Source organism: Streptomyces sp. NPDC088553 (assembly GCF_044752965.1).
Taxonomy (GTDB): Bacteria; Actinomycetota; Actinomycetes; order Streptomycetales; family Streptomycetaceae; genus Streptomyces.
In genome coordinates this window covers 289,103-311,137 of sequence record NZ_JBIVMG010000002.1, presented here as the reverse complement: position 1 = coordinate 311,137, position 22,035 = coordinate 289,103, and the positions used below count along the sequence as shown (strand labels likewise).

Below are 22,035 nucleotides of genomic sequence, written 5' to 3'. Positions count from 1 at the left end.
CTGCATACCAATGGCGTCCGAAGGTTCAGACGGCGAGGACCTTCACCCCGGCCTCGGTGAGCTGGGCGACCGCCTCCGCGTCGATGCCCGTGTCGGTCACGAGCAGATCGATCCGGTCCAGACCACAGATCCGCGCGAAGGCCCGGCGGCCCATCTTCGAGGAGTCGGTCACCACGACGACCCGGCTCGCCCGCTCCGCGAAGAGTCGGCTGATGCTCGCCTCGTCCTCCTGGTGCGCCATCACCCCCAGCCCGGCGTCGACCCCGTCGACCCCGAGCACCACCACGTCGAGCACGACCTCGTTGAGCACCCCGACCGTCAGGGGGCCCACCAGTTCATACGTCTGGGGGCGTGCGACGCCGCCGGTGGTGACGATCTTGATCTGCGGGCGCACGGCGAGCTCACCGGCGATGTTGAGCGCGTTGGTGACCACGGTCAGGGCGGGTCCGGAGTTCGCCGTTCCCGCCGTCCCGGCCGTCCCCGCGGTGTCGGCCCGGCCGCTCGCGAACCGCAGGGCGAGGGCGCGCGCCACCTCCGTCGTGGTCGTACCGCCGTTGAGTCCGACGACCTCGCCGGGGGCGATCAGGTCGGCGGCCGCCTCCGCGATCCGCCGCTTCTCCGCGGCGTGCCGCGTCGACTTGTAGCGCAGCGGCAGCTCGTACGAGACGCCGTGCGCGACCGCGCCGCCCCGGGTCCGTATCAACAACTGTTGCTCGGCGAGCTCGTCGAGGTCGCGGCGGATCGTGGCGGCCGACACGTCCAGTGCGGTCGCCGCCTCCTCGACCTCCAGCTTCCCCGAGGCGGCGAGTAGTTCAAGGAGCGTGTTCCACCGCTCGTGCTTGGACATGGGTCCCTCCCTCGGGCTCGTGCGCGCGTCCGATTCTATCTGTCGGTGGGCGCGGGACCTGGAAAGAGCATGCATGTTTCTGCTTGAATGGCATGGACTTCAAGCATCTTTCATCATTTCAGTGCACTCTTCTTGCAAGGAGACCGGCATGAGCACCACCCGTACCGCCGTGGAGATCGCGTCCCAGCCGACGACCTGGCGTCAGGCTGCCCGCACGCTGCCCCAGCACACCTCCGCGCTGCCCCGACGGGGCGAGCGGGTCGCGGTGATCGGCTGCGGCACCTCCTGGTTCATGGCCCTGGCCTACGCCGAGCTGCGCGAGTCCGGCGGCCACGGGGAGACCGACGCCTTCGCCGCCTCCGAGTTCCCCTACGGGCGCGGCTACGACCGGGTCGTCGCCATCACCCGCTCCGGCACCACCAGTGAGGTCCTCGGCGTGCTGTCCCGGCTGCGCGGCACGATCCCCACGGGCGCGATCACGGCCGATCCCACGACTCCGGTCATGGACCTCGCCGACGAGGTCGCCGTCCTGGACTTCGCCGACGAGGAGTCGGTGGTCCAGACCCGCTTCGCGACCACGGCGCTCGCCCTCCTCCGTGCGCACCTGGAGGCCGAGGACGCCCTGCCCGAGGGGGTGGCCACCGTCGAGGAGGCCGCGCGGGACGCCGAACTGGCGCTCGTCTCCCCGCTCGGCGAGGACGTCCGCGCGGCCGAGCAGTTCACGTTCCTCGGCATGGGCTGGACCTACGGTCTCGCCCTGGAGGCCGGTCTGAAGATGCGCGAGGCCGCGGGCGCGTGGACGGAGGCGTACCCGGCGATGGAGTACCGCCACGGCCCCATCAGCATCACCGGTCCCGGCCGGGTCACCTGGGGCTTCGGCGCGCTGCCGGCCGGACTCGCGGACGAGGTGCGCAAGGTCGGCGGCACCCTCGCCGAGAGCGACCTCGACCCGCTCGCCGAACTGATCCGGGCCCAGCGGCTCGCGGTGGCCGTCGCGGAGGCCCAGGGCCTGAACCCGGACACGCCGCGGAACCTGACCCGCTCGGTCGTGCTCACCGACGTCCAGGCCTGACCACCTCTGGGACCGGCCCCGCCGGGACCTCCGTCGCCGTGGCTCCGCCCCGCCCCCTGTGTCGCCCCGCCCCGCACCCGTTCACACCCCCGGAGAAGGACCACCATGCCGTTGACGCCGACCGATGAGATCGTCCGCCGCGCCCGCGCGGCGGGCACCGGTGTGGGGGCGTTCAACGTCCTCCAGCTCGAACACGCCCAGGCCATCGTTGCCGGCGCCGAGAGCGCCGACCGCCCCGTCGTCCTGCAGATCAGCGAGAACACCGTCCGCTACCACGGCGCCCTGGAGCCGGTCGCCCTCGCGTCCCTCGCCATCGCCCGCGCCGCCAAGACCCCCGTCGCCGTCCACCTCGACCACGCCGAGAACCCCGACCTCGTCCGCGAGGCCGTCGGACTCGGCCTGGGCTCGGTCATGTTCGACGCCTCCAAGCTCCCCTACGCCGAGAACGTGGCCTCGACCCGCGAGGTCGTGGAGTACTGCCACCAGCACGGCGTCTGGGTCGAGGCCGAACTCGGCGAGGTCGGCGGCAAGGGCGGCGCCCACACCCCGGGCGTACGGACCGACCCCGACGAGGCCCGGGCCTTCGTCGCGGCCACCGGAGTCGACGCCCTCGCGGTCGCGGTCGGCAGCTCCCACCAGATGCTGACCCGCGACGCGGTCCTGGACCTCGCCCTCATCTCGCGCCTGCGTGCCGCCGTCGACACACCGCTCGTCCTGCACGGCTCCTCGGGGGTGTCGGACGCGGACCTCACCGCCGCCGTCGCGGCGGGCATGACCAAGGTGAACGTCTCCACCCATCTGAACAAGGCCTTCACCCAGGCCGTCCGCACCCATCTGACCGAGCACCCCACAGCGGTGGACCCCCGGCACTACCTGACCCCGGCGCGCACGGCCGTGGCCCGCGAGGTCGCCCACCTCCTGACGGTCCTCTCACCCGCCTGAGCCGGTGACGCCACCAGGGCCCGTCCGCCAGGCAGGCCCTGGCCTCCTCGCGCCCGCTCACGCCTCCTGGAGCGCCGCGAGGAGGCCGCGTACGGCGGGGAGGGACAGCGAGGACTTCCGCACCGCCGCGTGGATCGAACGGACCGGCTCCGGCGCGCGGACCCGACGGACGACCACGTTCGGATGGCGGCTGCCCAGGCCCATCAGCGGGACCAGGCTGACGCCGAGTCCGGCCGCGACGAAACCCTGCGCGGTGGCGTACTCCTCGCACTCCACCGCGATGTCCGGGGCGAACCCGGCAGCCGCGCAGGCGTCGAGGACCGCGTCCAGACAGGGGCCGGGCCGCTCGCTGCCCACCCACGGTTCGCCGGCGAGCTCGGCCAGGTCGACGGCGGTACGGCGGTCCGCGAGCGGATGCCCCTTGGGCAGCACGGCGCGGTAGGGGTCGTCGAGCAGATGGACCAGCCGGAGGCCGTCGCCGGCCGCGTCCGGGCCGCCGCCCCGGGGTCGTACGACAAGGGTGAGGTCCGCCTCCTCGTCGGGCGGCGCGCCGTCGGCGATCCTCAGATCGACGCGTACGCCCGGGTGTTCGGTTCGGAACCGGGCCAGGGCGGGGGCCACGAGCTCCGCGCCCGCGGTGGCGAAGTAGCGGACCGAGATCCGCCCGGTGCGGCCCGCCCGCAGATCGGCGAGAGCGGTCTCGGCCTCGGCGACCTGCCGGCCGATGACCGCGGCGTGCTCGGTGAGCAGCCGCCCGGCGGCGGTCGGTCGCACGCCCCGGCCGAACCGTTCGAGCAGGGCGATGCCCGCCTCCTTCTCCAGGACACCGATCTGCTGACTCACGGCGGACGGGGTGTAGCCGAGGTTCGCGGCGGCGGCGGTGACGGAGCCGCTGGTGACGACGGCTCGGAGCACCTGCATGCGTCTCACATCCAGCATGTAGCACAGCTTAACGCTGGATACATGATTCATCGCTTGTCCTGTCGGATCGAGCGCGGGACGGTGAGGGCATGACATCGGCGATACGCATGGGCGTGCTGGCCCTGCTCTGGGGCTCGGGCTTCCTCTGGATCAAGATCTCTCTCAACGAGGGCCTCACCCCGGGGTGGATCACCTTCGTCCGGTGCGTGCTCGGCGCGGCGGTGCTCCTCGCGCTCGCGTACGGCGCCGGGCAGCGGCTCCCGCGGGACCGGGCCACATGGGGGCGGCTCGTCGTCGCCGCCTTCTTCTGCAACGCGCTGCCGTTCCTGCTCTTCTCGGTCGGAGAGCAGACCGTGGACAGCGGAGTGGCGGGCGTGCTGAACGCGACGACCCCGCTCTGGTCCCTCCTCATCGGCCTGGCCCTGGGGACCGAACGCCCGCTGCGCGCCACCCGGCTGACCGGGCTCGCCCTCGGCTTCGCCGGAGTGCTGCTGATCTTCGCGCCCTGGAGCCACGGCTCCGGCCTGATGAGCTGGGGCGCCCTCGCTCTCCTCGGCGCCTCCGCGAGCTATGCCGTGGCCTTCGCCTACATGGCCCGTCACCTCACCGGCCGGGGCACCGCGCCGCTGGCGCTCTCCGCCGCGCAACTCCTCACCGCGACCGGCCTGAGCACGCCCGCGCTCGCGGCAGGCGGAACGGCGACCGTGACCTGGGCGGGCGTCCTGGCGGTCGTCGTCCTCGGTGTCTTCGCCACCGGGCTCACCTTCCACCTGAACTACCGGATGATCGCGGAGGAGGGCCCGACCGCCGCCGCCACGGTCGGCTATCTGCTTCCGGTGGTGTCCGTGACCCTGGGCGCGCTGGTCCTCGGCGAACCGCTGACGGTACGGGTGGTGGCGGGGATGGTGGTCGTGCTGGTGGGGGTGGGGCTGACGAGGTCACGTTCGCGAGCGTCACGGGAGGAGCCCGAGGCGGCGGACGCGCCTGGGGCGGAGGGTGCGCCCGGGATCACGGTGTAGCCCGAGGCGGCAGGGGCGCCCCGGGCGACGGACGCGCCCCGGGCGGTCGCACGTGCCGCCCGGAACGCCTCTCCTGACGGGCCCTAGCCGACCCGCTCGACCACGAAGACGGGAATCTCCCGCTCGGCCTTCAGCTGGTAGTCGGCGTAGTTGGGGAAGGCCGCGACCGCCCGCTCCCACCAGGCCGCGCGCTCCTCGCCGGTGACCAGACGGGCCTCCATGTCCCACGCCTGGGTGCCGTCGCGCACCTCGACGAGGGGCGAGGCGACGAGATTGTGGTACCAGACGGGGTGCTTGACGGCACCGCCGTTCGACGCGACGAGCGCGTACGCCCCCTCGTGCTCGACCCGCATGAGCGGGGTCTTGCGGAGCTTCCCGCTCTTCACACCGCGGTTCGTGACCAGGATGACCGGCATGCCCCGCAGGGTGGTGCCCTTGGTGCCGCCGGACGACTCGTACAGCTCGACCTGATCGCGCACCCACGTCGTCGGGCTGGGCTCGTATTCACCTTCGAGTGGCATGGCATCCCTTTCGTTCGGTCCGGCGTCGCCGCCCGCCCGTACCGGCGTTGTCAGTGCCGGATCCTAGGCTGGCTCCCGACGTGACGGACAGGCGCGACACAGGGGAGAGCACACGGCATGCGGGAATTGTTCCTGGCGAGGCAGCGGGCGTACATCCGATGGATCGACCTGCCCGGCGCGGGGGAAGGGCCCGTGCGCGTGTTCGTCCACGGCCTCGGGTGCACCTCGGCCTCGGACTTCGCCCACATCGCGGCCCACCCCGCGCTCGGCGGCGGCCGGGCGCTGCTCGTGGATCTGCTCGGGTACGGGCTGAGCGACCGGCCGGCGGACTTCGACTACCGCATGGAGTCCCAGGCGGAGGCGGTCGCCGCGCTCCTCGACCACCTCGGGCTCACGGGCGTGCACCTCGTCGGGCACTCCATGGGCGGTGCGGTGACGATCCATCTGGCGGCCGCGCGCCCGGAGCTCGTGGCGAGACTCGTGGTGGCGGAGCCGAACCTGTACGGGGGCGGGGGAGCGTTCAGTTCTCCGGTGGCCGCCCAGGACGAGGACGCGTTCGTGGCGGAGGGGTTCGCCCGGATGGTGGCGGGCGCCGACCGCGCCGACTACGCGGCCCGGCTGCGCCTCGCCGACCCGCGGGCCGTGCACCGCAGCGCGGTCGCCCTGGTCGAGGGCAGCACGCCCGCCCCGGGTGACCTCCTCGCCGGGCTCGGGATTCCCCGGACCTATCTGGTGGGGGAGTTGAGCCTGCCGGACCCCGACGCGGAGAAGGCCGCCGGGTTCGGGGTCCCGGTGATCGAGATCCCCGGGGCGGGGCACAACCTGATGCTGGACAACCCGGACGGATGCGCCACGGTCCTCGGTCGCGTCCTGACGGAGGCCCCGACCTCGCGTCCCGGCCACGGAAGAGCCTGATCAGGCCACTTCAGAGGGGTTCGGCGGGGGTTCGATTGCAGGCGTATGGCAGATGCATGACAAGGCTCCAACTTCCTTGAGCTACGCCCGTAGAGCGGCCAGGCTGCTGATCACGCCGGGACCGGACACATCGGTCCCGACCGTGCACGTGGCCCCACGTGCGCCCCCCACAGTCGCGCAGTCCCACCCCACCGGGCGCGACGCCCATGAGGAGGAATCCCTCGTAATGGCACTCCCGCAGAACACCCGGACCCGCCTGGCCGTGACGGCCTCCGCCGCGACCGTCGCCGCCCTGCTCGGCACCTTCGCCGCCGTCCCGGCCCACGCCGCCCCCGCGGAGGGCACCGTCCTCGCGGCGGGTTCGGCCGACGCGATACCCGGCAGCTACATCGTCACCCTCAAGCAGGGCGCGGGCTTCAAGGCCGCCTCCGCCAAGGGCCGTAGCCTGATCTCCGGCTACGGCGGCACCGTCCGCAAGACCTTCGGCTCGGCCGTCAACGGCTACACCGCGACCCTCGACGCGACGGAGGCCCGCCGGCTCGCCGCCGACCCGGCCGTCGCCTCCGTCGAGCAGAACCAGATCGTCCGCGCCGACGCGACGCAGACCAACGCCCCCTGGGGCCTGGACCGCATCGACCAGGCGAACCTGCCGCTGTCCGGCACGTACACCTACCCCGACTCCGCCGGCGGCGGCGTCACGGCGTACGTGATCGACACCGGTGTCCGGATCAGCCACTCCGAGCTCGCCGGGCGCGCGGTGAACGGGTACGACGCCGTCGACGGCGACACCGTCGCCCAGGACGGCAACGGCCACGGCACCCATGTCGCCACGACGATCGCCGGAACCACCTACGGCGTGGCCAAGTCGGCGAAGATCGTGGCCGTCCGCGTCCTCGACAACAACGGCTCCGGCACCACGGCCGGCGTCATCGCGGGCATCGACTGGGTCACCGCCCACCACACCGCCGGTGCCCCGGCCGTCGCCAACCTCTCCCTGGGCGGCGGCGCGTCCACGGCCCTCGACAACGCGGTGAAGAACTCCATCGCCGACGGCGTCACCTACGCGGTCGCCGCCGGCAACTCCGGCGTCAACGCCTCGTCCTCGTCGCCCGCCCGGGTCCCCGCGGCGATCACGGTCGGCGCCACGAGCAACACCGACGCCAAGGCCAGCTGGTCCAACTACGGTTCGGTCCTGGACCTCTTCGCCCCCGGGGTGTCGATCACCGCCGGGTGGAACACGAGCGACACCGCCACCAGCACGATCTCGGGCACCTCGATGGCCACCCCGCACGTCGCCGGCGCCGCCGCGATCTACCTCGCCGGGCACCCCTCCGCGACCCCGGCCCAGGTGTCCACCGCCCTCGTCAACGGCGCCACGACCGGCAAGGTGACCAGCCCGGGCAGCGGCTCCCCGAACCGGCTCCTGAAGATCGTCCCGTAGTCCCTGACAGGACACCGCCCCGGAGGCAGCCGGCGCCTCCGGGGCGGTGCCATGCCTGCCCCGGCCCCACCGACGGGGGTCCGGACTCCTGAGAGGATCGACGACAAGACAGCCTCTCGGTCCTCCCACCCGCACCAGGAGCCCCCGTGCACTCCCCCCTCACGTACGCCGACATCAAGACCGCCGCCGATCGGATCGCCGGACAGGTCCGCCCCGTCACGGTGGCCGAGGCGGAGCCCGGTGCCGAGCCGTACACGCTCCACTTCGCCCTTGAACACCTGCAGCACACCGGCTCCTTCAAGGCACGCGGAGCACAGAACTTCCTGCTCGCCCACCGGGAGGACGGCACCCTTCCCACCGCCGGAGTCACGATCGCCTCCGGTGGCAACGCCGGGCTCGCCTGCGCCTGGGCCGCGCTGCGGCAGGGCGTTCGGGCCACCGTCTTCCTGCCGACCACCGCCCCGAAGGTGAAGGCCGACAGGCTCGCCGGCTATGGCGCCGACGTCCGGCTCGTCGGCACGGAGTACGCCGAAGCGCTCGCGGCCTGCGAGGCGTTCGTGGCCGAGACCGGGGCGCTCGCCTCCCACGCGTACGACCACCCGCTGATCGCCGCCGGGGCCGGCACCCTGCTCGACGAGATCCACGACCGGATCCCGGACCTCGACACGGTCGTCGTCGCGGTCGGCGGGGGCGGCCTCTTCTCCGGCGTCGCCACCGCGGCCCGGCAGCACGGCATCCGCACCGTCGCCGTCGAGCCCGAGAACTGCCGCGCCCTCGACGCCGCGCTCCGGGCCGGACACCCCGTCGACGTGACCGTCGACTCCGTCGCCGCCGACTCGCTCGGCGCCCGCCGAGCCTCCGCCACCGCCCTGACGGCCGCCCGGCACGACGGAGTCCGTACCGTCCTCGTCCCGGACACCGAGATCATCCGTGCGCGCCGGGCGCTGTGGGACGACCGCCGCCTCGCCGTCGAACACGCGGCCGCCACAGCCCTGGCCGCGCTCACGGCCCCCGGCCGGCAGGACGACACGACGTACGGCTACCGCCCGGCCCCGGGCGAGAAGGTCTGCGTCGTCCTCTGCGGCGCCAACACGGACCCCACCGACCTCACCCCCACCGCGGAAGCCTCGTAGCCCGGGACATCCACCGCCCCCGCCCCGAAGCACCCCCGGCCCTGAGCGACCGGGTGGGCCGGTGGCGTGGGGTGCGCGTTCCGTGCGTCAGGATGGGGGCATGACCGAAATTCGTACCCCCCGTCTCATCCTCCGGCGCTGGAGCGACGACGACCTTGTCCCGCTGGCCGAGATCAACACCGATCCCGAGGTGATGCGCTGGATCGGGGACGGGTCGGTCCGGGACCTGGAGCGGACCGCCGAGGACATCGAGCGGTACGAGGAGGAATGGGACGAGGAGGGCTTCGGGATCTTCGCCGTCGAGCTCATCGCCTCGGGCGAGCTGATCGGCTTCGCCGGCCTGTCCCTGCCGGAGTTCCTCCCGGAGGTGATGCCGGACGTGGAGATCGGCTGGCGTCTGGGCAGGCAGTTCTGGGGCCAGGGATACGCCTCCGAGGCCGCCCACGCGGTCCTGGAGTTCGCACTCCAGGACCGCGGGCTCGACCGGGTCGTCGCCATCACCCACATCAGCAACCAGGCCTCCGAGAACGTCATCGGCAAGCTCGGCATGACCGAGGAGCGCGAGACGACCCATCCGGAGTTCGACGTTCCCCTGCGGGTCTACGCGATCGACCTCACCGAGTACGAGGCCTGACGGCCCCGGTCACGGCCGCCTCAGTGGCGCTCGGGCAGGTCCCGCTCCGCCGGCAGTGACGTGAGGTCACGGGCCGTGGGCGAGGCGGCGGCACGCGAGGACGGGGCGGGCGCCGGCTTCTTGCCGCAGAACGCCGCCTCCAGCGTCCCGCCGAGCGCCGTGTTGGCGGCACCGTGGTTCGAGGTGTTCGCCATCGCCGAGAGGCTGCGGCGTCCGTCGCGGGTCGAGAAGGTGTACGTGTAGAAGCCCTGCACCGTGCCCGTGTGCCCGTACACCTGCGTACCGCACGACAGGTTGTAGCGGCGCAGACCGAGCCCGTAGAACCGGGTGTTGGTGGCGTCGGTGGGCGTGACCGTCGTCATGGCCTCCAGCATCGCCGGGGACAGCAGACGGCCGCGCATGAGCGCGCTGGTGAAGGTGTTCAGGTCGGCGGGGCTGGAGATGACGGCCCCGGCGGACTGCGCCCAGGAGACCGTCTGCTCCGTGGAGTCCACCAGCGCGCCGCCCTCCTCGTCCGGGTGCAGATAGCCGCGCACGTGGGCGCCCTTGATCCGGGTGTCGGGGTGCACGTACGAGGTCTTGCTGAGCTTCAGCGGCTTGAAGATGCGGCGCTCGTACGCGTCGGCCACGGGCCGGCCCGTGAGCGTCTCGATCAGCATGCCGACCACCACGAAGTTGGCGTTCGAGTACTGGTACGAGACGCCGGGCTGCGTGGTCCGTGGCTCGCTCAGCGAGAGGTCGACGAGTTCCTGGTAGCTGAACACCCGGTTCCGCACGGCCTCGAAGCCCGGCACCGTGTGCTCGAACATCGCGTTCGTGTAGTCGGCGAGTCCGCTGCGGTGGGTCAGCAGATGACGGACCGTGATGCGGTCGTCGGGCAGCAGACCGGGCAGGTAGGTGTTGACCGACGTGTCGAGCTGGAGCTTGCCCTCCTCCACCAGCTGGAGCAGGACGACGGTGGAGAACGTCTTGCTGACGCTGCCGATCCGGAACCGTGAGTGGACGTCCATGGGCGCGCCCGAGACGCGGTCCTGGACGCCGACGGTCCGGCTGCGGACCCCGTCGGGACCGACGAACCGGGCCATCGCGCCCGGGGCCCCGTTGGCCATGGCCGAGTTCAGGGCGGCGACCACGCCGTCCATGTCGGGCGCGGGGACCGCGGGAGTCGTGGCGGCGGCGGGCACGACGGGCGCGCCGGGAGCGGCGAACGCGCTCGTGGCGGGGGCGACGCCCGCGGCGAGCGCGGCGATCAGGGTGGCACTCACGGCCAGGCGTCGATGCGACGACAGGGGCACGGTGATTCCTCTACTTCTTCCGAATCGTTCAGTACGGGGCACGGCGGACGTGCGCCGCAGGGCACGGGAGCACCCGACCGCGAGGCCCGGCCCCGTACCCATGGATCATGAGTGCCAACGTCCGAGAACGGTTCCTGACACGGGTCACGGGTTGTGGAACCCTCACGTCCGCGCACGTCCCGACGGCCCGGCGGACCGGCACGGTAGTGTCCCGGCCGTTGCAGTGATCTTCGAGGGGGAGAACATGAAGCGTGCCGTCGTCCTGGGAGGAAGCTTCGCCGGGCTGCTCGCGGCCCGGGTCCTGAGCGACTTCGCCGAGCAGGTCGTGGTCGTCGAACCCGACCTCCTGGACGGGGACGGCGCCGGTCACGGGGCCCCGCACCGGCGACAGCTCCACGCCCTGCTCGCCATGGGCCACACCCATATCGAGCGCCTCTTCCCCGGCATCACCACGGAGATGCTGCGCGGCGGCGCCCGCCTCGGCGAGGGCGACGCCGTCCAGTTCTACGTCGACGGAGCGAAGAAGGCCCCCGTCGCCGACAGCCGGATGCTCGGTGCGACCCGGCCCTTCGTCGAGGCACACGTACGGCGCCGCGTCGCGGCCCTCTCCGACGTCACCCGGGAGCACGCCACCGCGAAGGGGCTGCTCCTCAGAGGAAGCCGCGTCGTCGGCGTACGCCTGGAGACGGCCCGGACCGCGAACGGCGGCCCGGCCTCCACGTACGAGCTTTCGGCCGACCTCGTCGTGGACGCCATGGGACGCTCCAGCCGACTCGGCCATTGGCTCACGGAACTGGGCTGGGACGCCCCACCGGTGGACCGGATGCGGGTCGACCTCGGCTACGCCACGGCGCGCTTCGCCCGCGGGAACGAACTCCCGGACACGGTGATCGCCCACGCCACACCGGGCCCCGCCAGCGCGTACCTGCCGACCCTCTGCGAACCCGGCGCCCTGGCCGCCGTCGAGGACGGCGCCTGGTCCGTGGTCCTCGCGGGCTATGCCGAGCACCGCCCCGGGCGCGACCGGGCGGAGTTCCTCGCCCGGATGAAGCGGTGCGTCGCTCCGGTGCGCGAGGTGGCCGAGCGGTGCGAGATGCTCGGGGACGTCGAACCCTTCCACTTCCGGGAGAGCAGGCGGCACCGCTTCACCGACCTCACCCGGTTCCCCGGCGGGCTCGTCGCCATCGGGGACGCCATGGCGACCGTGAACCCCGTCTACGGCCAAGGGCTCACCCTCGCCGCCCTGCAGGCCTCGTCCCTCGCCGTCCATCTGCGGTCCGGTGCCTCCCCGCACACCCCCGCCCGGGACTACTTCCGCCGCGCCGGCGTGGTCGTCGACGCCGCCTGGCAGCTCTCCACGACCGCCGACCTGGCCCAGCCGCACGTCACCGGCCCGTACCCCCGCGGCTACCGCCTCCTGCGCTGGGCCGGGGACCGCATCACGACCGCGTCCGTCAGGGACACGGAGGTGAACCAGGCGTACATGGACGTCGTCCACATGCGCCGCCACCCGAAGGCGCTCACCGCGCCCCGCGTGCTCGCCCGTACGGCGCGCGTCCTCTGGAGAGGATGACGCCAGGGACGCGCAGGGGCCCGGCCGGTCGAGGGAGTCGACCGGCCGGGCCCCTGGGGATCACACCGGGTTCAGCCGTTCACCGCCGTTACCGGCCGGCGATCAGACGAGGTCGAACCGGTCCAGGTCCATGACCTTGGTCCACGCGGCGACGAAGTCGCTGACGAACTTCTCCTTCGCGTCGTCGCTCGCGTAGACCTCGGCCAGCGCGCGCAGCTCGGAGTTCGAGCCGAAGACCAGGTCGGCGCGGGTGCCCGTCCACTTGACCTCGCCGGTGACGGAGTCGCGGCCCTCGTACGTGGTCGCGTCCTCGGACGTCGCCGTCCAGGTCGTCCCCATGTCGAGCAGGTTGACGAAGAAGTCGTTCGTCAGGGAGCCCGGGGTCGTGGTGAGGACACCGTGCGCGGAGCCCTGGTGGTTCGCGCCCAGGACGCGGAGGCCGCCGACGAGGACCGTCAGCTCCGGCGCGCTCAGGGTCAGCAGGTTCGCGCGGTCGACCAGCAGGTACTCGGCCGGAAGGCGGTTGCCCTTGCCGAGGTAGTTGCGGAAGCCGTCGGCCTGCGGCTCAAGGGCGGCGAAGGACTCCACGTCCGTCTGGTCCTGCGCGGCGTCCACGCGGCCCGGGGTGAACGGCACCTCGATGTCGAAGCCGCCGTCCTTGGCCGCCTTCTCGACGGCCGCGGAGCCCGCGAGCACGACCAGGTCGGCGATCGAGACCTTCTTGGCGCCCGCGGCGTCGAAGGAGGCCTTGACGCCCTCGAGCGCGCGCAGCACCTGGGCGAGTTCGTCCGGGTTGTTGACCTCCCAGTTGCGCTGCGGCTCCAGGCGGATGCGGCCGCCGTTGGCGCCGCCCCGCTTGTCACTGCCGCGGAAGGAGGAGGCCGCGGCCCAGGCGGCGGAGACCAGCTGGGAGACCGTGAGGCCGGAACCGAGGATCTGCTCCTTGAGGGAGGCGATGTCCGCGGCGTCGAGCGTCTCGCCCTCGTGCGCCGGCAGCGGGTCCTGCCACAGGAGGACCTCGGAGGGGACCTCCGGGCCGAGGTAGCGGACGGCCGGACCCATGTCACGGTGCGTCAGCTTGTACCAGGCGCGGGCGAAGGCGTCCGCGAACTGCTCCGGGTTCTCGTAGAAGCGGCGCGAGATCTGCTCGTATGCCGGGTCGAAGCGCAGCGAGAGGTCGGTGGTGAGCATGGTCGGGAGGTGCTTCTTCGACGCGTCGTGGGCGTCGGGGATGATCGCCTCGGCGTCCTTCGCCACCCACTGGTGCGCACCGGCCGGGCTCTGGGTGAGCTCGTACTCGTACTCGAAGAGGTGCTTGAAGAAGTCGTTGCTCCACTGCGCGGGCGTGGTGGTCCAGGTGACCTCCAGACCACTGGTGATCGCGTCGGCGCCCTTGCCGGTGCCGTACGAGTTCGCCCAGCCGAAGCCCTGCGCCTCCAGCGGCGCGGCCTCGGGGTCGTCGCCGACGTTGTCCGCGGGGCCGGCGCCGTGGGTCTTGCCGAAGGTGTGGCCACCGGCGATGAGGGCGACGGTCTCCTCGTCGTTCATCGCCATGCGGCGGAACGTCTCACGGATGTCGCGGGCGGCGGCGACCGGGTCCGGGTTGCCGTTGGGGCCCTCGGGGTTGACGTAGATGAGGCCCATCTGGACCGCGCCGAGCGGGTTCTCCAGCTCGCGGTCACCGGTGTAGCGCTCGTCGCCGAGCCAGGTGGTCTCGGGGCCCCAGTAGACGTCCTCGTCGGCCTCCCAGACGTCGGCGCGGCCGCCGGCGAAGCCGAAGGTCTTGAAGCCCATGGTCTCGAGGGCGACGTTGCCGGTGAGGATCATGAGGTCGGCCCAGGAGATGTTCTGGCCGTACTTCTTCTTCACCGGCCACAGCAGACGGCGGGCCTTGTCCAGGTTGCCGTTGTCCGGCCAGCTGTTCAGCGGCGCGAAGCGCTGCTGACCGGCGCCGGCGCCACCGCGGCCGTCGCTGATGCGGTACGTGCCCGCGCTGTGCCAGGCCATGCGGATCATGAGCGGGCCGTAGTTGCCGAAGTCGGCCGGCCACCAGTCCTGCGAGGTGGTGAGCACCTCGGCGATGTCCCGCTTGACGGCCGCGAGGTCGAGGGCGTTGAAGGCCTCGGCGTAGTCGAAATCCGCACCGAGAGGGTTCCCCACGACGGGGTTCGTGGCGAGGATCTTCAGGTTGAGCCGCTCCGGCCACCACTGGCGGTTGCCGCCACCCTGGGTCGGGTGCGCGGCACGGCCGTGCGCGACCGGGCAACCACCCGTGCCCTCGGAGGCGGGGTCGGTGACGATTGCGTCGTGGTTCTCGGACATGCAAATCCTTCCGGACGGGGCGGATCGTGGTGCTCAGCCGGGGCGGGCACCCGTGGGGTGTCGTGTGCCCGACCGGAGCCGTGGCGTGCCTTGGCTATTGCCGGAACCGATCCTACGATGGACAGAGTCCAAGTCAAGAACCACGCCAATGATCCGAAGGGGTGAGCCGAATGAGTGACCTGCTGGAGCGCCTGCGTGCGCGTGGCTGGCGCATGACGTCCCAGCGGCGTGTCGTCGCGGAGGTCCTGGCCGGCGAGCACGTCCACCTCACGGCCGACGAGGTGCACGCGCGCGCCGTGGCACGCCTTCCGGAGATCGCGCGGGCGACCGTCTACAACACCCTGGGTGAGCTGGTGGCCCTCGGTGAGGTCGTGGAGCTCTCCACGGACGGCCGGGCGAAGCGGTACGACCCGAACGCGCACCACGCGCACCAGCACCTGGTCTGCTCGAACTGCGGCACCATCCGCGACGTCCACCCGACGGGGGACCCGCTGGCGGTCCTCCCGCCCGCGGAGCGGTTCGGCTTCACGGTCTCGAAGGCCGACGTGACGTACCGCGGGCTCTGCCCCGCCTGCGCCTGACCGCAGAACGCGAGGAGCCCCTCCACCGTGGCGGTGGAGGGGCTCTCGTGCGTCGCCGTGAGGCCGCGGCGTCCTACTTGAGCGCGGCGAGCGCGTCCTCGTAGCTGGGCTCCTCGGCGATCTCGCCGACGAGCTGCGCGTGCAGGACGGTGTCGTTCTCGTCGAGGACGACGACCGCGCGGGCGGTCAGGCCGGCCAGCGGGCCGTCCGCGATCTCCACGCCGTAGTTGGTGTGGAACTCGCGGCCGCGGAGCGTCGAGAGGCTCTTGACGTTCTCCAGGCCCTCGGCGCCGCAGAAGCGGGCCTGCGCGAAGGGGAGGTCGGCGGAGATGCAGAGCACCACCGTGTTCTCCAGCGCGCCGGCCTTCTCGTTGAACGCGCGGACCGAGGACGCGCAGGTCGGCGTGTCGACGCTCGGGAAGATGTTGAGAACCTTGCGCTGACCGGCGTAGTCCTTCAGCGACTTGTCCGCCAGGCCCTCGGCGACGAGCGTGAAGTCAGGAGCCTGGCTTCCCGGGGTCGGCAGGGTGCCGTTGACCTGTACAGGGCTGCCCTTCAGCGTGACCTGGGCCATGGGAGATCTCCTTCGGACGATGTAAGTGACAACGAGGGGAATCGTACGGCGTGGTGGACCGCCCGCCGGACGCGTCCGTCAGGTCGGGCCCGGGTTGACCGATCATCGATAGTTCATGGATGTGAACAGAAGGGGCTTCGCGGGCCACCTTCATCGGCCGCCTGACCCGATGAAAGTGTGCACCGGGCACCCATCACGCCACCTTGACGCCTTTGGTTCAGACCTTTAGGTTCCACCCTCGACAGTCATCGAGCGTTCACATATCTGAAGAAGGAGCAACCCCATGGTCAAATGGCGCGATGCTTCCCATGCGAAGCGCAAGGGAAGGAAGGTGCTGCTCACCGTCCCCCTGCTGGCCGCCGCACTCCTCGCCACCCTCGTCGCGGGACCCGGGGGAGGCCGCGCCGAAGCCGCCCCCACCACGTTCACGCACCCCGGCGTCCTGGTCTCGCGCGGCCAACTCGACTTCACCCGCGAACGGGTCAACGCCGGGGCGCAGCCCTGGAAGAGTGCCTACGACCAGATGATGGCGAGCAGGTACGCCTCGCTGTCCCGGGTCCCGAAGCCCCGCTCCGTCGTCGAGTGCGGCTCGTACTCGAACCCGAACAACGGCTGCACCGACGAGCGCGAGGACGCCATCGCCGCGTACACGCTCTCCCTCGCCTGGTACGTCACGCGGGACAGCCGGTACGCCCAGAAGGCCATCGAGATCATGGACGCCTGGTCCGGGGTGATCACCGACCACACCAACTCCAACGCGCCCCTGCAGACCGGCTGGGCCGGATCCTCCTGGCCGCGGGCCGCCGAGATCATCCGCTACACCTACACCGGCTGGCCCCAGGCCCGCGTCGACCGGTTCAAGACCATGCTGCGCAACGTCTACCTCCCCGAGGTCGCCAACGGCTCCCACTCCAACGGCAACTGGGAGCTCAGCATGACCGAGGCGGCCCTCGGCATCGCCGTCTTCCTGGAGGACCGCGCCGCGTACGACAAGGCCGTGACCAAGTTCCGCGGCCGCGTCCCCGCGTACATCTACCTCGCGAGCGACGGTGCCCTGCCGAAGGCGGCGCCGGGCAGCGGCCTCGACACGCGCGACGAGATCGTCCGGTACTGGCAGGGGCAGACGACCTTCGTCGACGGCCTCACCCAGGAGACCTGCCGCGACCTCACCCACACCGGCTACGGCCTGTCCGCCATCTCGCACATCGCCGAGACGAGCCGCATCCAGGGCCAGGACCTCTACCCCGAGGTCGCCGACCGGCTGCGGCACGCGCTCGGTCTCCAGGCCAAGTACGAGCTCGGCGCGGCGGTCCCGAGCTGGCTCTGCGGCGGCACGCTCAAGGACCACCTGGGGCCGGTCACCGAGGTGGGCTTCAACGCGCTCCATCACCGCATGGGGTACGGGATGACGAACACCCAGAACCTCACCGAGTCCAGGCGTCCGGCGGGCACCGACAACCTCTTCGTCGCCTGGGAGACTCTCACCCACGCCGGCAACCCCAACTGAACGGTGCGCGCGGGGGAGTCCGCACCTCTTGACGCCCCCTTACTTCACTTCTTAAATCATGGAGGCGCCCAAGGCTCTTGCCGTGTCATGAGCATGGCAAGAGCTTGCCGTTCCCCCACACCCGACGGAAGTGAGAGTCATGCCCTCCGCCCGCTCAGCACGGCGGCCGCTGTTCACCGCCGTGACAGCGATCGCCCTGGCCCTGGCCACCGCGGCGCTCGGTCCCACCGGTCTCACCCAGCCCACCGGCCCCGCCGAAGCGACCGCAGCCCTCCGGAACGCCGCCCTCCAGCCGGCGGCCGAGGCCGCCGCCGTCACCTTCTCCGACACCTTCGACGGCGCCGCGGGGCTCCCCGTGGACGGCTCGCGGTGGCAGATCGAGACCGGCGACAACGTCAACAACCACGAGCGGCAGTACTACACGGCCGGCAACCGCAACGCCGCCCTCGACGGCCAGGGCCACCTCGTGATCACGGCCCGCAAGGAGAACCCCGGCAACTACCAGTGCTGGTACGGCCGGTGCGAGTACACCTCGGCACGGCTCAACACCGCGGGGAAGTTCACCGCGCAGTACGGCCACGTCGAGGCCCGGATGAAGGTGCCGCGCGGTCAGGGCATGTGGCCCGCGTTCTGGATGCTCGGCAACGACCTCGGCCAGGTCGGCTGGCCCGCCTCCGGCGAGATCGACATCATGGAGAACGTCGGTTTCGAGCCGTCCACCGTGCACGGCACCCTGCACGGCCCCGGCTACTCCGGCTCCGGCGGCATCGGCGCCGGCTACACCCTGCCCGGCGGCCAGGCCTTCGCCGACGCCTTCCACACCTTCGCCGTCGACTGGTCACCCGGCCGGATCACCTGGTCGGTCGACGGGACGGTCTACCAGACCCGTACGCCCGCCGACCTCGGCGGCCGTGCCTGGGTCTTCGACAAGCCGTTCTTCCTCATCCTCAACCTCGCGGTCGGCGGCTACTGGCCCGGCGACCCGGACGGCTCGACCACCTTCCCGCAGCAGCTCGTCGTCGACCACGTCCGCGTCACCACCGCCGACAGCCCGGCCACCGGGGGACCGATCACCGGCATCGGCGGCAAGTGTGTCGACGTGGCCGGAGCGAACAGCGCCAACGGCACCCCCGTGCAGCTCTACGACTGCAACGGCACCGGGGCCCAGCAGTGGACCGTGGGGGCCGACGGCACGATCCGGGCGCTGGGCAAGTGCCTCGACGTGACCTCCGCCGGTACGGCCGACGGCACCCCCGTCCAGCTGTGGGACTGCAACGGCAGCGGCGCCCAGCAGTGGACCGCCAACGCCGCCCGGGACATCGTCAACCTCGGATCCGGCAAGTGCCTGGACGCCACCGGCAACAGCTCCGCCAACGGCACCAGGCTGCAGATCTGGTCGTGCGGCGGCGGCGCGAACCAGAAGTGGACGGTGACGCGCTGAACGGCTGACTCCGTCAGGTCGGCGAAGCGCTGACCCACTGACCTCGCCCGGGCAGTGCCCCGCTGACTCCGTCAGGCCGGTGACGCGCTGACCTGCGGAGCCATCGGCCGGCGCCGTCGGCCGCCCGCCTAGGCTGTACCCGTGCCGCCCATTCCCCGCCTCCATCGCGTCGCCGTCCTCGTACTCGAAGGGGCGAAGCCGCTCGACGTCGGCATCCCCGCGCAGGTCTTCACGACCCGCGCGAGCATGCCGTACGAGGTGAGGGTGTGCGGCGCGGAACCCGGTCTGGTCGCCGGGGGCGACGGCCTCTCGTACGCCGTCGCCCACGGCCTCGACGCGCTCGCCTGGGCCGACATCGTCTTCGTCCCCGGCTACCGCTTCCCCGACCGCGAGGACCCGCCGCGCGGTGTGGTCGACGCGCTGATCGCGGCCCACGACCGGGGCGCCCGCCTCGCCGCCATCTCCACGGGCGCCTTCGCGCTCGCCGCGACCGGACTGCTCGACGGCAAACGGGCCACCACCCACTGGCACTACACCCAGGCCCTGGCCGCGAAACGCCCGCTGGTCCACGTCGACGAGAACGTCCTCTTCGTCGACGAGGGAAGCGTGCTCACCTCCGCCGGCGCGGCCTCCGGCATCGACCTGTGCCTGCACATCCTGCGCGGCGACCTCGGCGTGGCCGCCGCGAACCACGCCGCCCGCCGCCTGGTCGCCGCCCCCTACCGCAGCGGCGGCCAGGCCCAGTACGTGCCGCGCAGCCTGCCGGAACCGCTCGGCGAACGGTTCGCCGCCACCCGTGAATGGGCCCTGCACCGGCTCGGCGAGCCGCTCACCCTCGACGTCCTCGCCCACCACGCGGCGGTCTCGGCGCGCACCTTCTCCCGGCGCTTCGTCGAGGACACCGGGTACACGCCCATGCAGTGGGTGATGCGCGCCCGCGTCGACCTCGCGCGGGAACTCCTGGAGCGCTCGGAGCGGAGCGTCGAGCAGATCGCCGCCGACGTCGGCCTCGGCACCGGGGCGAATCTGCGCCTGCACTTCCAGCGCATCCTCGGCACCACGCCGAGCGACTACCGGCGCACCTTCACCAAGGGCGAGTAGCTCCTCGTGATGGTCTTGGCGCGATCCTTGCGGACCGTGGCGATCTCGCCTCTGTCAGGACCGTTCCCGGCGAGCGAACCTGGTGGCGACGCAGAAGTTGAAGGGACACCATTCATGACTCGCATCGCCATCAACGGATTCGGCCGCATCGGACGCAACGTGCTCCGCGCACTGCTCGAGCGCGACACCGACCTCGAGGTCGTGGCCGTCAACGACCTGACGGAGCCGAAGGCCCTCGCGCGACTGCTCGCCTTCGACTCGACCTCGGGCCGCCTCGGCCGTCCCGTGAGCGTCGACGGCGACACCCTCGTCGTCGACGGCCGCCGCATCAAGGTCCTCGCCGAGCGCGAGCCGGCGCAGCTTCCCTGGGCCGAGCTCGGCGTCGAGATCGTCCTCGAGGCGACCGGCCGGTTCACCAACGCCAAGGCCGCCCGCGCCCACATCGACGCCGGTGCCAAGCGCGTCCTCGTCAGCGCGCCCGCCGACGGTGCCGACGTCACCCTCGCGTACGGCGTGAACACCGACGCGTACGACGCCGAGCTGCACACGATCGTCTCGAACGCCTCGTGCACCACGAACGCGCTCGCGCCGCTCGCGAAGGTCCTCGACGACCTGGCCGGCATCGAGCACGGCTTCATGACGACGGTTCACGCCTACACGCAGGAGCAGAACCTGCAGGACGGCCCGCACCGCGACCCGCGTCGTGCCCGCGCCGCCGGCGTCAACATCGTTCCGACCTCGACGGGTGCCGCCAAGGCGATCGGCCACGTGCTGCCGAACCTGGACGGCAAGCTGTCGGGCGACTCGATCCGCGTTCCGGTCCCGGTCGGCTCGATCGTCGAGCTCAACACGACCGTCGCCCGCGACGTGACCCGTGAGGACGTCCTCGAGGCGTACCGCGCCGCCGCGGCCGGTCCGCTCGCCGGTGTCCTGGAGTACTCGGAGGACGCGCTTGTCTCCTCCGACATCACCGGCAACCCGGCCTCGTCGATCTTCGACTCGGAGCTCACCCGCGTCGAGGGCCGCCACATCAAGGTCGTCGCCTGGTACGACAACGAGTGGGGCTTCTCGAACCGCGTGATCGACACGCTCCAGCTGCTGGCCCGCTGACCCGGACGCCACCACCTGGCACCGCCACCGCACCTCGCCCTCGCCGAACCACGGATTCGGCGGGGGCGGCGTGCGTTCTGGGCAGATGCCCAAGGGGGCGGCGCGAGGTCTGGGCTCCTGCGGACAGACACCCGCCCCGGTGAGCTCGATCATGGCCTGGTCACGCTTGCGAGGACGCGCAACGTGCCGGATCCGTAAAGGAGTTCACATGCCAGGGAGAAAGAGTCGCGTGTTCGGCGGTCTTCTGCTCGCCGCCGTGATGGCCGTGTGCACCGCGCCGGGCACGGCCGGCGCGGCCGCCGACGCGGGGACCGCGGGCACCATTCCGTCCGTCGGAACCGACTGGGGCCGGACGGGGCCGTACGAGGTGGCCGTCGACATCGAGGCGGTGCACACCTTCTACTACCCCCGGAACATGGGGCGGTCGGGCGAGCGCCACCCGGTCGTCATCTGGGGCAACGGTACGGGCGCCGTGCCCGGCGTCTACAGCTCGCTGTTGCGCCACTGGGCGAGCCAGGGCTTCATCGTCGCCGCCGCCAACACCCCCACGTCCAACTTCGCGCTCAGCATGCGCGCGGGGATCGACGTCCTGGAGCACCGGAACGCCGACAGCTCCAGCGCGTTCCACGGCAAGGTGGACCTCGACCACATCGCCTCGGCGGGTCACTCGCAGGGCGGCGCCGCCGCCGTCAACGCGGCCGTCGACCCGCGGGTCGACACCGCCATCCCGATCCAGCCGGGTCCGCTGACCGACCCGGACCTCATGGACGAGCCCGTCTTCTATCTCGCAGGCCAGCGCGACCTGACGGTGTGGCCGACCCTGGTGAAGGCCCTGTACCGGGACACGGACCACGCCCCGGCCGTGTACGGGGAGGTCCGCGGCGCCGGGCACCTCAGCTCCATCGGTGACGGCGGTGACTTCCGCGCCCCGACGACCGCCTGGCTGCGCTACTGGCTGCTCGGCGACGAGAACGCGCGCGGGATGTTCTTCGGCCCGGGGTGCGGCTACTGCGTCGACAGCGACCTGTGGTCCGGCTGGGACCGTAACGCGAAGGCCCTGCAGATTCCCGGGCCCGCCGCCTGACG

The 22,035-nt window shown here is 71.9% G+C and carries 20 protein-coding genes; 14 read left to right on the top strand and 6 right to left on the bottom strand.

From position 1 onward, the window contains the following. Positions 1–25: 25 nt before the first annotated feature. Positions 26–847: a DeoR/GlpR family DNA-binding transcription regulator gene (locus ACIP8Z_RS06575; RefSeq protein ID WP_402079545.1), complete on the bottom strand. Its 822-nt coding sequence runs from the start codon at positions 845–847 to the stop codon at positions 26–28. Positions 848–995: 148 nt separating this feature from the next. On the opposite strand from ACIP8Z_RS06575, the gene ACIP8Z_RS06570 reads away from it, so the two are divergent. Together ACIP8Z_RS06570 and ACIP8Z_RS06565 are read left to right on the top strand one after the other, a co-directional pair. Next, a complete protein-coding gene (locus tag ACIP8Z_RS06570; protein ID WP_402079542.1) occupies positions 996–1,919 on the top strand; it encodes an SIS domain-containing protein in 924 nt (307 codons plus the stop codon). A gap of 105 nt (positions 1,920–2,024) precedes the next feature. Further along, positions 2,025–2,861: a ketose-bisphosphate aldolase gene (locus ACIP8Z_RS06565; RefSeq protein WP_402079539.1), complete on the top strand. Its 837-nt coding sequence runs from the start codon at positions 2,025–2,027 to the stop codon at positions 2,859–2,861. A gap of 57 nt (positions 2,862–2,918) precedes the next feature. Here the strand turns inward: ACIP8Z_RS06565 and ACIP8Z_RS06560 are convergent, their stop codons facing one another. Beyond that, on the bottom strand, positions 2,919–3,800 hold the full coding sequence (locus tag ACIP8Z_RS06560; protein WP_402079536.1) for a LysR family transcriptional regulator: 882 nt from the start codon (positions 3,798–3,800) through the stop codon (positions 2,919–2,921). A gap of 71 nt (positions 3,801–3,871) precedes the next feature. Here ACIP8Z_RS06560 and ACIP8Z_RS06555 point away from each other — a divergent pair, with 71 nt between their 5' ends. Beyond that, entirely contained in the window at positions 3,872–4,801 is a 930-nt protein-coding gene (locus ACIP8Z_RS06555) for a DMT family transporter (RefSeq protein ID WP_402079534.1), read from the top strand. An 83-nt stretch (positions 4,802–4,884) separates the two neighbouring features. Here ACIP8Z_RS06555 and ACIP8Z_RS06550 read toward each other — a convergent pair whose 3' ends face one another. Continuing rightward, positions 4,885–5,322 (bottom strand): nitroreductase family deazaflavin-dependent oxidoreductase, encoded by a 438-nt coding sequence (locus tag ACIP8Z_RS06550; RefSeq protein WP_402079531.1) that lies wholly within the window; start codon positions 5,320–5,322, stop codon positions 4,885–4,887. Between the two features lie 117 nt (positions 5,323–5,439). On the opposite strand from ACIP8Z_RS06550, the gene ACIP8Z_RS06545 reads away from it, so the two are divergent. From ACIP8Z_RS06545 to ACIP8Z_RS06530, 4 genes are all read left to right on the top strand, one after another. Beyond that, entirely contained in the window at positions 5,440–6,237 is a 798-nt protein-coding gene (locus tag ACIP8Z_RS06545) for an alpha/beta fold hydrolase (RefSeq protein ID WP_402079528.1), read from the top strand. A gap of 226 nt (positions 6,238–6,463) precedes the next feature. Then, complete coding sequence (locus ACIP8Z_RS06540; protein WP_402079525.1) at positions 6,464–7,678, top strand: S8 family peptidase; 1,215 nt, start codon at positions 6,464–6,466, stop codon at positions 7,676–7,678. A 146-nt stretch (positions 7,679–7,824) separates the two neighbouring features. After that, on the top strand, positions 7,825–8,811 hold the full coding sequence (locus tag ACIP8Z_RS06535) for a threonine/serine dehydratase (protein ID WP_402079523.1): 987 nt from the start codon (positions 7,825–7,827) through the stop codon (positions 8,809–8,811). Between the two features lie 100 nt (positions 8,812–8,911). Next, on the top strand, positions 8,912–9,445 hold the full coding sequence (locus ACIP8Z_RS06530; RefSeq protein WP_402079520.1) for a GNAT family N-acetyltransferase: 534 nt from the start codon (positions 8,912–8,914) through the stop codon (positions 9,443–9,445). 20 nt (positions 9,446–9,465) lie between these two features. Here ACIP8Z_RS06530 and ACIP8Z_RS06525 read toward each other — a convergent pair whose 3' ends face one another. Continuing rightward, positions 9,466–10,740, bottom strand: coding sequence for a serine hydrolase domain-containing protein (locus tag ACIP8Z_RS06525; RefSeq protein WP_402079518.1), 1,275 nt, complete (start codon positions 10,738–10,740; stop codon positions 9,466–9,468). Between the two features lie 244 nt (positions 10,741–10,984). On the opposite strand from ACIP8Z_RS06525, the gene ACIP8Z_RS06520 reads away from it, so the two are divergent. After that, positions 10,985–12,313, top strand: a complete 1,329-nt coding sequence (locus ACIP8Z_RS06520) for an FAD-dependent oxidoreductase (protein WP_402079515.1) — start codon at positions 10,985–10,987, stop codon at positions 12,311–12,313. Between the two features lie 102 nt (positions 12,314–12,415). Here ACIP8Z_RS06520 and katG read toward each other — a convergent pair whose 3' ends face one another. Next, the gene (gene katG / locus ACIP8Z_RS06515) at positions 12,416–14,635 is read right to left on the bottom strand and encodes a catalase/peroxidase HPI (RefSeq protein WP_402079513.1); all 2,220 of its coding nucleotides are present in this window, start codon (positions 14,633–14,635) and stop codon (positions 12,416–12,418) included. Positions 14,636–14,805: 170 nt separating this feature from the next. Here katG and ACIP8Z_RS06510 point away from each other — a divergent pair, with 170 nt between their 5' ends. Beyond that, complete coding sequence (locus ACIP8Z_RS06510; protein ID WP_402079510.1) at positions 14,806–15,216, top strand: Fur family transcriptional regulator; 411 nt, start codon at positions 14,806–14,808, stop codon at positions 15,214–15,216. Positions 15,217–15,289: 73 nt separating this feature from the next. Here the strand turns inward: ACIP8Z_RS06510 and tpx are convergent, their stop codons facing one another. Next, entirely contained in the window at positions 15,290–15,790 is a 501-nt protein-coding gene (gene tpx, locus ACIP8Z_RS06505) for a thiol peroxidase (RefSeq protein WP_402079507.1), read from the bottom strand. Between the two features lie 283 nt (positions 15,791–16,073). On the opposite strand from tpx, the gene ACIP8Z_RS06500 reads away from it, so the two are divergent. From ACIP8Z_RS06500 to ACIP8Z_RS06480, 5 genes are all read left to right on the top strand, one after another. After that, positions 16,074–17,297, top strand: a complete 1,224-nt coding sequence (locus ACIP8Z_RS06500) for an alginate lyase family protein (protein WP_402079504.1) — start codon at positions 16,074–16,076, stop codon at positions 17,295–17,297. A 139-nt stretch (positions 17,298–17,436) separates the two neighbouring features. Then, positions 17,437–18,738 carry a ricin-type beta-trefoil lectin domain protein gene (locus ACIP8Z_RS06495; protein WP_402079502.1) on the top strand — a complete coding sequence of 434 codons (1,302 nt, stop codon included), beginning with the start codon at positions 17,437–17,439 and terminating at the stop codon, positions 18,736–18,738. A gap of 141 nt (positions 18,739–18,879) precedes the next feature. After that, positions 18,880–19,839, top strand: a complete 960-nt coding sequence (locus tag ACIP8Z_RS06490) for a GlxA family transcriptional regulator (protein ID WP_402079500.1) — start codon at positions 18,880–18,882, stop codon at positions 19,837–19,839. 114 nt (positions 19,840–19,953) lie between these two features. After that, complete coding sequence (gap, locus tag ACIP8Z_RS06485; RefSeq protein ID WP_319317338.1) at positions 19,954–20,949, top strand: type I glyceraldehyde-3-phosphate dehydrogenase; 996 nt, start codon at positions 19,954–19,956, stop codon at positions 20,947–20,949. Between the two features lie 208 nt (positions 20,950–21,157). Continuing rightward, positions 21,158–22,033, top strand: a complete 876-nt coding sequence (locus tag ACIP8Z_RS06480; protein WP_402079497.1) for an acetylxylan esterase — start codon at positions 21,158–21,160, stop codon at positions 22,031–22,033. Positions 22,034–22,035: the final 2 nt, after the last annotated feature.

Bases quoted from the DNA above. Each gene is read 5' to 3' on its own strand.
- ACIP8Z_RS06575 (WP_402079545.1), bottom strand. From the start codon at position 847: ATGTCCAAGCACGAGCGGTGGAACACGCTCCTTGAACTACTCGCCGCC.
- ACIP8Z_RS06570 (WP_402079542.1), top strand. From the start codon at position 996: ATGAGCACCACCCGTACCGCCGTGGAGATCGCGTCCCAGCCGACGACC.
- ACIP8Z_RS06565 (WP_402079539.1), top strand. From the start codon at position 2,025: ATGCCGTTGACGCCGACCGATGAGATCGTCCGCCGCGCCCGCGCGGCG.
- ACIP8Z_RS06560 (WP_402079536.1), bottom strand. From the start codon at position 3,800: ATGCTGGATGTGAGACGCATGCAGGTGCTCCGAGCCGTCGTCACCAGC.
- ACIP8Z_RS06555 (WP_402079534.1), top strand. From the start codon at position 3,872: ATGACATCGGCGATACGCATGGGCGTGCTGGCCCTGCTCTGGGGCTCG.
- ACIP8Z_RS06550 (WP_402079531.1), bottom strand. From the start codon at position 5,322: ATGCCACTCGAAGGTGAATACGAGCCCAGCCCGACGACGTGGGTGCGC.
- ACIP8Z_RS06545 (WP_402079528.1), top strand. From the start codon at position 5,440: ATGCGGGAATTGTTCCTGGCGAGGCAGCGGGCGTACATCCGATGGATC.
- ACIP8Z_RS06540 (WP_402079525.1), top strand. From the start codon at position 6,464: ATGGCACTCCCGCAGAACACCCGGACCCGCCTGGCCGTGACGGCCTCC.
- ACIP8Z_RS06530 (WP_402079520.1), top strand. From the start codon at position 8,912: ATGACCGAAATTCGTACCCCCCGTCTCATCCTCCGGCGCTGGAGCGAC.
- ACIP8Z_RS06520 (WP_402079515.1), top strand. From the start codon at position 10,985: ATGAAGCGTGCCGTCGTCCTGGGAGGAAGCTTCGCCGGGCTGCTCGCG.
- katG (WP_402079513.1), bottom strand. From the start codon at position 14,635: ATGTCCGAGAACCACGACGCAATCGTCACCGACCCCGCCTCCGAGGGC.
- ACIP8Z_RS06510 (WP_402079510.1), top strand. From the start codon at position 14,806: ATGAGTGACCTGCTGGAGCGCCTGCGTGCGCGTGGCTGGCGCATGACG.
- tpx (WP_402079507.1), bottom strand. From the start codon at position 15,790: ATGGCCCAGGTCACGCTGAAGGGCAGCCCTGTACAGGTCAACGGCACC.
- ACIP8Z_RS06500 (WP_402079504.1), top strand. From the start codon at position 16,074: ATGGTCAAATGGCGCGATGCTTCCCATGCGAAGCGCAAGGGAAGGAAG.
- ACIP8Z_RS06495 (WP_402079502.1), top strand. From the start codon at position 17,437: ATGCCCTCCGCCCGCTCAGCACGGCGGCCGCTGTTCACCGCCGTGACA.
- gap (WP_319317338.1), top strand. From the start codon at position 19,954: ATGACTCGCATCGCCATCAACGGATTCGGCCGCATCGGACGCAACGTG.
- ACIP8Z_RS06480 (WP_402079497.1), top strand. From the start codon at position 21,158: ATGCCAGGGAGAAAGAGTCGCGTGTTCGGCGGTCTTCTGCTCGCCGCC.